Here is an 11111-nt window from a genome sequence, read left to right on the forward strand (position 1 = left end):
CGCAACGACATGCAAGACCGACAGACCGCCCGCATGGGAAAGACCATGATGCGTTTGGCCAGATATTTTCTGGGCCTATCGCTGCTGAGCCTCCTTGCGGTTCCGGCATGGGCCGATGACCTGCTGATCCGCCCCGCGCGGGTCTTTGACGGGGTCGATCCCCATCCGCACGAAGGCTGGGCGGTCCTGGTCCATGACACGCGCATCGTGGCTGCCGGCCCCGCGCTGGTCGCGCCTGCTGGCGCACATGTGATCGACCTGCCGGGCATGACGCTGCTGCCCGGCCTGATCGAGGGTCATTCGCACCTGTTCCTCCATCCCTATAACGAGACGAAATGGGACGATCAGGTCCTGCATGAACCGCTGGCGCTGCGGACCGCGCGTGCCACCGTCGCGGCGAAGGCGACGCTGATGGCAGGCTTCACCACGGTCCGCGACCTGGGGACCGAGGGGGCGGGTTACGCCGATGTGGGCCTCAAACAGGCCATCGAGCAGGGCATCATCCCCGGTCCACGCATGCTGGTGGCGACGCGCGCGCTGGTGGCGACCGGCTCTTACGGGCCAAAGGGGTTTGAACCCGGCGTCGCCATCCCGCAGGGCGCGCAGGAAGCGGACGGTCCCGACCTGGTCCGTGCGGCACGTACGCAGATCGCGGCGGGTGCGGATGTGGTCAAGCTGTATGCGGATTACCATTGGGGACCGGGTGAGCCCAGCCGCCCGACCTTCCTGATGGAGGAAATGCGCGCGGCGGTGGAGGCGGCCCACTCGGCGGGCCGGATCGTCGCCGCCCATGCGCATTCGGCCGAGGGCATGCGCCGTGCCGTCCTGGCGGGGGTTGATACCGTCGAACATGGATCGGAAGGCACGCCGGAGGTCTTTCGCCTGATGCACGATCACGGCACGGCGCTGTGCCCCACCCTGTCGGCCATGGAAGCCATCGCCCGCTATCGCGGCTGGAACGGCGTGGAACCGGCCCCGCAGGCCGTCCAGACCAGCCGCGCCAGCTTTGCCGCCGCGCGCAAGGCAGGCGTGACGCTGTGTGTCGGGGGCGATGTCGGCGTCTTTGCCCATGGCACCAACGCCCGGGAACTTGAGGCCATGGCCGCCGCGGGCATGCCGGCCGCCGCGGTCCTGCAGGCGGCGACATCGGGCAATGCGCGGATCTTCCATATCGATGACCGGCTGGGCGCGATCCGGCCCGGCCTTCTGGCCGATCTGGTGGCCGTCGCGGGAGATCCGACCCGCGATATCACCACGCTGCATGCCGTGCGTTTTGTTGCCAAGGGGGGCGTTGTCGTGCGCAATGGTGAATGACGGACAAAGGATTTCCGGGGTCTGCCTTTTTTCAAAAGGCAGCGTTTCCTGAAGCTTTTTGAAAAAATCTTCACCAAAAACCTTTAGCTGATTTGTGCGATATTCCTTCTTGCCCTTTGCTTCATGAAACCATGGCGGCAGGCCCGGCGTTGACCGATCCCCTTTCAACGGGTGTTCCATGCCGCCTGCCCGTTCCCTTGTCGCTGCCATTCCCGTGCGTAATGAGGCAGAGCGTATCGGCCACTGCCTGCATGCCCTTGCCACACAACAGGGCGCCGGCCTGACGCATGCCGTCGTGCTGCTGAACAACTGCACCGACACCACCGCCGACAGGATACGGGCCATAAGCCCGCATCTGCCCTTTTCCCTCTCCCTGATCGAGCGGACCTATCCATTGCCGATCGCCCATGCGGGAACCGCACGGCGCGAAGCCATGGAAATTGCCGGCACGATGTCTGGCCCGGATGGCATCCTGCTGACGACCGATGCCGATGGGGTCGTCGCGCCGGACTGGCTGGCGCGCAACGTCGCGGCACTGGATGCCGGGGCCGATGCGGTGTGTGGACGTGCGCTGATCGACCCGGCGGAAGCCCTGCTGATCCCGCACGCCCTGCATGAAGACGACCGCGCGGAAGTGGCCTATGCCACGATGCTGGACCGTATCCATGACCTGATCGATCCCGACCCGCATGATCCGTGGCCGCGTCATACGGAACATTCCGGCGCCAGCATTGCCGTGCGTGTCGGGGCATGGCGGCAGGCGGGGGGCATCCCGCCCCTGCCGCTGGGCGAAGATCGCGGCTTCCTCGCGGCGCTACGACAGGGGGACGCCGCCATCCGGCATGCGCCCGATGTCACGGTGCGCGTCTCCGGCCGTACTGTCGGGCGGGCACGTGGCGGCATGGCCGACACGATGGCCCGTCGCCTGATCCGGCAGGACGAGATGCTGGATGAAAGCCTTGAACCCGCCGGGACATGCCTGCTTCGGGCGCAGGCACGCACCACCCTGCGCCGGGTGCGCGCACTCCCCCAGCCGGGCAGGCAGCATCATGAAACAGCCCGCTCCCTGGCCCATCAGTTGGGCCTGCCGCTGTCCCGCGTCCTCGAAGTCATGGAGGAGCGGTTTTTCGGCATGGCATGGAGCCAGTTGGAAGCCGCCAGCCCGACACTGGAACGCAGGCCCGTCAGGCGCGCCGAACTGGACCTGCATGCATGGCAGGCCGAACAGATCCTGCGCCAACTCCATGCATCACGATCCGCCACCTGCGTGTGACGGTTCCACCTGCCGCGCCGATGGCCTGTCATTGAGCATATCCAGACGATAGCCGGGATAACGCCGGGCATGCACCACCCGCACGCCTTCGGTGGCGCACTGTTTCATGAAATGAGCCGCCGCTTCGTCACCATGGCAGGGCGTGTCGGTCGGACCGGTCCAGTTGACCAGGATGATCGGCGCGCCCGGCCGCCGCACATGCAGGCACTGCATCGCAAGGCGGGCGATATCCCGCGCGGCAAGAAAATACAGCAGTTCCGAAATCACGATCAGATCACACGCATGTGGCGGCAGGGCAGGAAACGCTTCGGGAAGTTGCCCCCTGTAAAACGACACCCCCGGCAATCCGGCACAGCGACGCCGGGCGCGTCTGATGGCTGTTTCCGCCACGTCCACCGCAAGGACATGCGTACACTGCCGCGCAAGGCGGGCCGTCATGACCCCGATGGAACAGCCAAGTTCCAGTGCGTGATGGAAATGCCGCCCTTCCAGCAGGGCCAGCGTCTGGCGGTATTTGTCGCGTTCATACGCCCGCGTTCCAAACCCCCATGGGTCGGGATGGTGTTCGTACATCCGCTCAAACACGGCGCGGGGCCAGCTTGCACCCGTCATGGCCTGATGAAAACCTCGAAATCCGTGACCAGCGCCGCCAGCAATGCCGCCGGCAGGCTGAAGCCGGTGGGGTCATCGGTAATCAGGTTGCCATACTGGCTTTCATGCATGCTGACGGCACGGGCCTTCGCCCTATGATAGGGCGCGATGTCCAGACGCATCCCCACGGGCCATTCATGTTCCACCTCAGCCTCCGCCGCGAGCAGCCAGCCCCATACGGGATAGGCCAGAAGCCCGACCCCGCAGCGCGCCTGCAACGCAACGGCCATCTTCCACGCCGCTTCGTGATCGCAATGCGGGTCGCCCCGCCACGGGGCCAGCACGATGCCACAGCCATGGTCCCTGCACAGATGCGCAAGCTGTCGCACGCTCCGCTCGAAAACCGGCCCGGCATGCGGCACTGCCGTGTCGGGCAGGTCGAGGAAGAGCAGACGCTCCGCCGCGAGGCCGAGGCAGGATACAGCACGCAGCGCCTCGTGCTGCCGCTGCGCCCGCAGGCGCGGTGCCGGCCATGACGGGGAATGGGGATGCGATCCCACGCCATCACTCAGGATCACCACAAGCGGCGGACGGCCTGCCGCACAGCACGCGGCAATCAGTCCACCGCAGCCAAGGCTCTCATCATCGGCATGCGGGGCGAGGATCAGCGCCGTCCCCGGCACGATCGCCGATAACGGCGCCACGGGCAGACCGCGCAAGGTGTCATGCAGGACAGCGGCCTTCATGACATGTCCTCCGGCCGGGGCAGGTCGTGATGGGTGAACCATGCCGCAGCTTCGCACAGGGTTTCATCCGGCGCAGGCTGGCGCAGGTAGGTGGCAAGGTCGCGGACCAGGCGTTCAACCACGTTGGCGCGGGTAAACGCCGACAGCCCCAGCCCGCGCTGCACCAGTTCGAGCACATCCAGACCGGCCCGTTCCACCGCGATGCGCGCCAGGTTGACGGTGGCGGCGACCTCGTCCACGTCATACCGGTCCTGAACGGCGGCAGTCAGCGCGGCTTTCCGCGTCCACAGATACGCACTTTCCGCCGCAATCAGCGCCCTGCCGATGCGCGCCTGCTGGGCGGGGCTTTCCGCGCGGCCCCGTTCGACCAACTGCAGGCGCAACAGGGAGGTCAACCGCGCGATCCCGCCCAGCGCCACGGCCATGCCACGCCATGCACCCGCGGAGAATTCGGGCTGGCGCAGATAGTCCCCCTCCTGCCCGATCATCGCATCTGGCGGCAATCGCGTCGCACTGAAATCACATCGCCCTGTCCCCGCGCCACGCATACCCGCAAGGCCACCAAAAGCGGGGGACACCGTGCGCGTCCCATCCAGTGGAACCAGCAGCATGTACGTCGTATCGGCCCGCGTGCGGGCAGTCACAAGGGCGCGGGTGACATGGTGCACGCCCGAGGCAAAGAGTTTCTCCCCCTGCAACCGGATGCCCCCATCCGAATGTTCCATGCGCAGCGGTGACGCCCCATCCGTGACCCATACGCCAAACAGGGCGCCATCATGCACATCCATGGCGGCACGGGCCAGTTGGTCCGCGGTGCCGTAACATGCAATCAGGCGGATGGCGTTGATATGCCCCTCCACGATACGGCCAAGCGCCAGGCTTCCCTGTCCCACCAGTTGCAGCAGTTGCAACAGTTCCATGCCGCCCCGATGTCCGGTGCCTGATCCCCGCCCCCCCAGTGTTTCAGGAAGCGTTACCGACAGGACGCCAAGTTTTCGCAGTCGGGCGATCCCTTCGGCCGGGAATGCAGCCTGCGGGTCATTGGCGCTTGCCTCCGCCTCAAGATCCGCGCAACAGGCCGACAGGGCATCAAAGGGAAACGTCATGGCTGGACTGCTCTCTTTTTCGGGAAAATCCGCGATCAACAGGCAGGTGCGAACATGTCTCCCTCACCTGTCCTGAAGAAACAGCGCCCATGTGGATTTGGTTCCCCTCCGGCCTGCAATGAACTGTGCGGCCGTTGAACGTGGGCGCACGTCAGGTCTTCAGGGTCGCATGATGACCCAGGGGCAGGCATATCCTGTCATCAGGAAGGATCTGGGGATGAAATTTCTCCAAAAAAAGAATGCCGCCTTTTCAGAGAAAAGGCGGCACCCAAAAGTTTTTATTATCTTATCAGTTATGTTTTTGAAATCATCATGCGTGGTAAGTCGATTCCCAAAATATCAGGGGAATCATCCGTATCGGTCATGCTTCCTTTTCCGGCCTGCTCACCACCGCACGCCATGACCGGAAAATTCCTGCATATTCCTTAAAAATCAAGTGATGTCTTGACGTAATACAGTCCGCCATTGAACCCATAGGGCGAGTAGGACGCATATTTCGCAAGTCCCTGCTGCGAATTGGCAATCGCACTTGAAATACGGGTCGGGTATTTATTGCCAAGGTTGTTGGCGCCAACCCCGATCGTCCAGCGCGGTATGGGCTTATAATCGACCTCCAGATTGGTGATGAACGCCGGATTCTGTTCAAATGGCACGGCACCGGCACCCGTGGGCGCAGCCATGTAGGTGATGGAACCGTAACGCATTTCCTGCAGGAAGACCGACCACTTCTTGTACTGCCAGTTTACGCTGATCTGTTCACGGTTTTTCGGCGCGGAATGCAGCACCATTTCCTTGGTATATTCATTCACCAGATTGTTGCGGGCGGAACGGATCTCGTTATCGGAGAAGTTGATGCCCATGGCAAAGCGGAATTTACCAAACCTGTTCGTATGCAGGGTATAATCGGCACTCAGGTCCCCGCCAAACGTCTGGGTGTTATAGAGATTGGCGTAATATGACAGCGACGTCGCGCTTGAAATATTGGCCGCGTCCAGCAGTCCCTTCAGCACGGTGTCATTCTGATTGACTGTATAGGACTGCGTGCTGCCCAGACGGTCATTGATCGCGATGTAATACAGGTTGCCGGTGATGTGGAAATTATCCACCGGCGTCGCATCCAGCCCGATCGTATAGCTGCGCGAATATTCGCCCTTCATGCTGCCTGCGCCAAGATATTTGGCAATCGCACTGTTGGCCGGCACCTGGTCCACGGTATAGCCGGGATAGGGCGCCGAGTAGAAATAGGACATCTCGCCCAGCGTTGGCGGACGGTATCCGGAATTGACATTCGCCCGGATGGCCCAGCGCTTGTTGAAATTGTAACGCGTGCCAACGGACCCGGTCGCGACAGTGGCCAGGTTGTTATAACTGTCAACACGACCGCCCAGTGTCCATTCCCATTTCTTCGTCAGGTAGAAATCAAGGTTGATGAAACCTTCATACACGTCGCGGTTCTGGTTCGTGACCGCCATGGGCACGTTGCCCGGATGGTCGGTCGCCCCCTGCCCGCCCCATGACGCGGTCTCGCCCTCGGTCATCTGGAAGGTGTCGTGACGGTATTCCGCGCCAAATTTCAGGTTGATGTCCCGGGGCAGCAGGCCGGTGTGGAACGAACGTGACGCCTTCAGCCCTGCCGTCAGTTCGGAGGAAATCGACTGGCCATCATAAAAGGACGTCTGGGTCGGGTCATAGACATATTCGCCGCCCGACGTCGTGGCGTTTTCGGAATCCTTGGTGCCGTATTTCTGCTGGTCACGCCCGTACGTGACATAGGCATCCCACGCAAACCCGAATTTACGCGCACGAATTCCGTTATCCGTTTCGAAATCGTACTGGTCCATGGTGATGTAGGGCTGATCACCATTGGGATAAAGCGTCGGATTGACCCATATGTCCGAACCCGAATTGGCGCGGAATGTTTCCGGCACATTCGCGCGGCGGTGGGAGAAGGTGGACGTGCTGTAGAAACTGAACCCGTGCGCCACGGGAATGGACATGTTTTCGCTCAGGGTCTCAAGCGTGCTTTTGGGCAGGCCAAGCCCGCGCTGCACGTCACGGTCCGCCGTGGCGTTGCGGGTGGGATCGGCAAACATGGTGCCGTAGAAGTCGCCACCCCGGGTCGTCGGCAACTGGTGCGTGACCTGGGCCGCAAGGTCGAGGTAGCCGCCCCGGTTCCCCAGCGCCATCGCATAGTTGGCCGAACCGTCAAGTCCCTGGCCATCGCCCGCGTAATAACCGCTGTTCTTGAAATTGACGGTGCCCCCGTGCGTATCGCGCTTGAGCACGATATTGACGGCACCCGCGATGGCGTCCTGACCATACAGCGCCGAAGCCCCTTCGGTGATGACTTCGATATGGTCGATCGCCGTAATGGGAATGAGCGAGATGTCGGCCGGTTCACTGCCCCAGTTGGTGCCCGAGTTCGAATTGAAGTTCGCACCGATATGGCGGCGGTGGCCATTGACCAGGATCAGCGTGTCGTCAGGGGACTGCCCACGCAACTGCATGGTCTGGACAAACGAACTCGCGCCACCACCGGGCAGGGCCGCGGTGGTGATGGCGGGATTGGCCTGCGCCAGGGCGGACAGCACGTTGGTCTGACCGGTCTTGAGCAGTTCGGCGCCGGTTACGACCGTCACCTGCGTGGTGCTGTGCTGGGCCGTGGCGGGCGAGAAGACGGAATTGGTCGAATGTCCCCCCACATGGATCACTTCCGGTTGCGCGGAGGCATGCACCGACGTGGGTGCGACATGGGCCGGGCTGGCTGCCTTCTTGCGCGTATCGACCTTGTAATGTTTTTCAGGGGATGAGACAGTTGCCGTCGCGGCGTCTCCCATAGCCGGCACGAACGTACCGAACGCAACCCCAGCCACCAGATATAACTTCCGCTTTGATAGGCGTGCCATCTGAATTCCCCTGCAACTCGACCCGACGTTTCGCAACGAACATGTGCAGGGTTATGATGCGCATCCGTTATGATTTGGCGTCATATGGATTATTGATATGTTGGGGAACAAGGCGGATTCTTACTTATCAACAATGAATTATACAATTGAAAATGCTACATATTTTGAAAGTGTCGCGTTTTTTGCCCACTCCCGCAAGTATCATGCCCCCTATTTCACACCCAGGCCGTGGCAAAAACGCCAGGGGCCGCCCGGAAAATACCCGCCCCCGAAAACATCCGCCCCAGGGCGGCAACAGATTGACAATTCCGAAAATATCCTTATTATCAATACAATAAAGCCACACGCCCATAACATTTATGGAGTTCCAGTTGGATATACGACGACTGCAGGCTTTTGTTAAAATCATCGACCTTGGCAGCATTTCCCGTGCTGCTGACCTGCTCAATATCGCCCAGCCCGCATTGAGCCAGCAACTGGCGACACTTGAAAACGCCTTCAGGCAGAAACTCGTCATCCGCAGCAAGAGCGGCGTGACGCCCACCACGGCCGGACAGGAACTGTACAGGCATGCCCAGACACTGACCAAGCAGTTCGACCGGGCCATGGTGGAAATCAGCCGTGGCGTCGGCCCGCTGGTTGGCAAGGTTTCGGTCGGGCTGTCCCCCTACAGCGCGGGCTCCACGCTGTCGGTCAAGCTGCTGCAGCGCGTGCGTGAACACCTGCCCAACATCACGCTGCACCTGACCGAAAGCTTTGATGACATCTACAGCGAACTGATCATGACCGGGCGGCTGGACATGGCGGTCATCCATGGCGCGGGGCCGATCAAGGGCGTCATTTTCACGCCCATGATGAAGGAGGAATTCTTCCTGCTTGCCCCTGACGGACTGGAATTCCCGCAGGATGAATCCGGCGCCGTGCAACTGGCCGATATTGCCGACATACCCCTGCTGCTGCCACCCAAGCATAATTTTGTCCGCAAGAGCGTGGACATGGCCTTCATGCGCAGGCAGCTTGAACCGTGCATCGTCGCGGAAATCGAGGCGCTGATCACCCTACAGGGCGCGATAGAAGAAGGCATAGGCAGCACCATCCTGCCATGGTCCGTCGCCAGCCGGATTGTCGTGCCGGGCAGGTCGCGCATCTATCCGCTGCGCAACCCGGTCATTCAGGAAGACGTCTCGCTGTGCATTCCTGAAATCATCCCGGAAACGGAGGCCTCCGTCGCGGTGCGCGAACTGCTGATCGAACTGGCGCAGGCCATGGCGGCCGCGCATAACTGGCCCGGCACCCAGCCATTCGGCTGACGGATCAGGCAGGCTGCCGTCCGACATTGGGGCTGGTCAGCGCATCAGGTTGCAGCAGGACCGCAAGCTGTTCGGCACTGAGCAGCCGTTCCTCCACGATCAGGTCCGTCACCCTGCAGTTTTCCGACAGCGCACGCCGCGCAATGGTCGAGCAGGTGTCATACCCCAGCACCGGCACCAGCGCCGTGATGACCCCGATATTGATGTCAGACAGGTACTGGCACCGCGCCCGGTCCACCGAAATGCCATTGATGCAGCGCGTTGTCAGGGTTTCGATGGCCGCCCGCAATATCCTGATGGACGTGAACAGGCAGTAGCCGATCATCGGTTCGAACGGGTTGAGCTGCAACTGCCCCCCATCGGCGCACATGGTGATGGTCAGGTCATGCCCGGCAACCAGATAGGCAACCTGATTGACGGCCTCGGGGATGACCGGATTGACCTTGCCCGGCATGATGGAGGACCCGGCCTGCACCGCAGGCAGCGCAATTTCGCCCAGCCCGGTCCTCGGCCCACTCGACAGCAGGCGCAGGTCACTCGACATCTTCGACAGTTTCAGCGCCAGGCGCTTGAGCACGCCGGAAAACAGGACAAAGGCCCCCACATCCGATGTTGCCTCGATCAGGTCCGGCGCACCGGTCATGGGCCGCCCCGTCAGGGCACGCAGTTCCGCCACGGCAGTGTGCGCATAACGCGGATCGGTATTCAGTCCCGTCCCGATGGCCGTGCCACCCAGATTGACCTGCTCAAAGGCGGTGGCATGTTCCCTTATGCTTCTGATTTCCGTGGCGATCATCGTGCGGAACGCCCCGAATTCCTGCCCCACCGTCATGGGCACGGCATCGCGCAACTGCGTGCGGCCGACCTTCAGGATCGCCCCGAACGCCCGCGCCTTTTCATCAAGTGCCGCATGCAGTCCCTCCAGCGCCGCCACCAGCGGGTCAACCGCCAGCAGCAGGCCCAGCCTCAGGGCAGTCGGATAGACATCGTTGGTGGACTGCGCCATGTTGACATGGTCGTTGGGATGCAGCACCGAATATGTGCCCGGCTTTTCCCCCAGCAGCCCGAGGGCGACGTTGGCAATGACCTCGTTGGCGTTCATGTTCGTGGATGTGCCAGCGCCCCCCTGCATGGCATCCACGACAAACTGCTGATGATAGGACGGATTTTCCAATATGCGCCGACATGCGGCATCAATGGCCCCGGCACGCACCGGGTCCAGATAGCCCAGCGCGAGGTTCGCCCCTGCTGCTGCCTGCTTGACCCGGACCAGTCCTTGCACCAGTTCCCCGAACGCACCGACCGTCGTGCCGCTGATGGGAAAATTCTCGACCGCGCGCCATGTATGCACACCCCACAGGGCACCGGGGGGAATGGTGACCTCACCCAGCAGGTCGCGCTCGACACGGCTGCCGGGCTGTTCCGCCTTCTGTCCCGTGGGGCCAGACTTTGCTGCGGGCATGCAGGCCGTGGCATCTTTTGCCGGAAGGGGCATATCGGTCATTTCGGTCCATCCACATCAGGAAGAATGTCATCGGGCCTGCACGAAACCGCGCAGGCGGCAGGCCCCGATCCGTTTCTGTCAGTCGGGGCGGATGTGCATGATCGTCGCGCCATACCCCAGCAGTACGCCGGGTTGCGCCAGGACCTCCGTCACCGTGCCCGTCACCGGCGCGACGACGGAAAGCTGCAGGGTCTCCAGCGTCAGCAGTGCGATGACATCCCCCTGCGCCACCTTTGTCCCTACCGGGGCGAAAGGCGCATCGCGCAATGGATGGGTCAGGCACAGATGGCCGAAATACGGGGCCGTGGCCGCCACCGTCCCTGCCCCGCCATCAGGCGGCGGGGCGGCGACAGGGGCGGGA

Annotated in this window: 9 protein-coding genes; 3 read left to right on the forward strand and 6 right to left on the reverse strand. The window is 62.4% G+C overall.

The annotated features are described in order from the left end of the window. Positions 1-9: 9 nt before the first annotated feature. Both HNH97_RS12465 and HNH97_RS12470 read left to right on the forward strand, forming a co-directional pair. Positions 10-1314, forward strand: coding sequence for a metal-dependent hydrolase family protein (locus tag HNH97_RS12465; protein WP_244949427.1), 1305 nt, complete (start codon positions 10-12; stop codon positions 1312-1314). Between the two features lie 178 nt (positions 1315-1492). Then, complete coding sequence (locus HNH97_RS12470; protein WP_171791104.1) at positions 1493-2587, forward strand: glycosyltransferase; 1095 nt, start codon at positions 1493-1495, stop codon at positions 2585-2587. Here HNH97_RS12470 and HNH97_RS12475 read toward each other — a convergent pair. From HNH97_RS12475 to HNH97_RS12490, 4 genes are all read right to left on the reverse strand, one after another. Further along, positions 2564-3199, reverse strand: a complete 636-nt coding sequence (locus HNH97_RS12475; RefSeq protein WP_171791105.1) for a class I SAM-dependent methyltransferase — start codon at positions 3197-3199, stop codon at positions 2564-2566. The two genes, HNH97_RS12470 and HNH97_RS12475, sit on opposite strands and share 24 nt — an antisense overlap. Further along, positions 3196-3924 (reverse strand): PIG-L deacetylase family protein, encoded by a 729-nt coding sequence (locus HNH97_RS12480; RefSeq protein ID WP_171791106.1) that lies wholly within the window; start codon positions 3922-3924, stop codon positions 3196-3198. The genes HNH97_RS12475 and HNH97_RS12480 overlap by 4 nt, the downstream gene beginning before the upstream one ends. Beyond that, entirely contained in the window at positions 3921-5030 is a 1110-nt protein-coding gene (locus HNH97_RS12485) for an acyl-CoA dehydrogenase family protein (protein ID WP_171791107.1), read from the reverse strand. Before HNH97_RS12485 ends, HNH97_RS12480 begins: the two co-directional genes overlap by 4 nt. 425 nt (positions 5031-5455) lie before the next feature. After that, positions 5456-7936, reverse strand: a complete 2481-nt coding sequence (locus tag HNH97_RS12490; protein WP_171791108.1) for a TonB-dependent receptor plug domain-containing protein — start codon at positions 7934-7936, stop codon at positions 5456-5458. A 371-nt stretch (positions 7937-8307) separates the two neighbouring features. Here HNH97_RS12490 and HNH97_RS12495 point away from each other — a divergent pair, with 371 nt between their 5' ends. Next, positions 8308-9246, forward strand: a complete 939-nt coding sequence (locus HNH97_RS12495) for a LysR substrate-binding domain-containing protein (RefSeq protein ID WP_171791109.1) — start codon at positions 8308-8310, stop codon at positions 9244-9246. 4 nt (positions 9247-9250) lie between these two features. Here HNH97_RS12495 and HNH97_RS12500 read toward each other — a convergent pair whose 3' ends face one another. Next, positions 9251-10708 carry an aspartate ammonia-lyase gene (locus tag HNH97_RS12500; RefSeq protein WP_244949431.1) on the reverse strand — a complete coding sequence of 486 codons (1458 nt, stop codon included), beginning with the start codon at positions 10706-10708 and terminating at the stop codon, positions 9251-9253. Between the two features lie 120 nt (positions 10709-10828). Further along, positions 10829-11111, reverse strand: a 283-nt coding sequence (locus tag HNH97_RS12505) for a biotin/lipoyl-containing protein (protein ID WP_338085471.1), incomplete at its 5' end; no start/stop codon positions are given.

The sequence above is a fragment of the Gluconacetobacter entanii genome, assembly GCF_013155425.1.
Taxonomy (GTDB): Bacteria; Pseudomonadota; Alphaproteobacteria; order Acetobacterales; family Acetobacteraceae; genus Novacetimonas; species Novacetimonas entanii.

Excerpts from the sequence above, each read along its gene's own strand:
- HNH97_RS12475 (WP_171791105.1), bottom strand. The coding sequence starts at position 3,199 with ATGACGGGTGCAAGCTGGCCCCGCGCCGTGTTTGAGCGGATGTACGAA.
- HNH97_RS12490 (WP_171791108.1), bottom strand. The coding sequence starts at position 7,936 with ATGGCACGCCTATCAAAGCGGAAGTTATATCTGGTGGCTGGGGTTGCG.
- HNH97_RS12465 (WP_244949427.1), top strand. The coding sequence starts at position 10 with ATGCAAGACCGACAGACCGCCCGCATGGGAAAGACCATGATGCGTTTG.
- HNH97_RS12480 (WP_171791106.1), bottom strand. The coding sequence starts at position 3,924 with ATGAAGGCCGCTGTCCTGCATGACACCTTGCGCGGTCTGCCCGTGGCG.
- HNH97_RS12485 (WP_171791107.1), bottom strand. The coding sequence starts at position 5,030 with ATGACGTTTCCCTTTGATGCCCTGTCGGCCTGTTGCGCGGATCTTGAG.
- HNH97_RS12470 (WP_171791104.1), top strand. The coding sequence starts at position 1,493 with ATGCCGCCTGCCCGTTCCCTTGTCGCTGCCATTCCCGTGCGTAATGAG.
- HNH97_RS12500 (WP_244949431.1), bottom strand. The coding sequence starts at position 10,708 with ATGCCCGCAGCAAAGTCTGGCCCCACGGGACAGAAGGCGGAACAGCCC.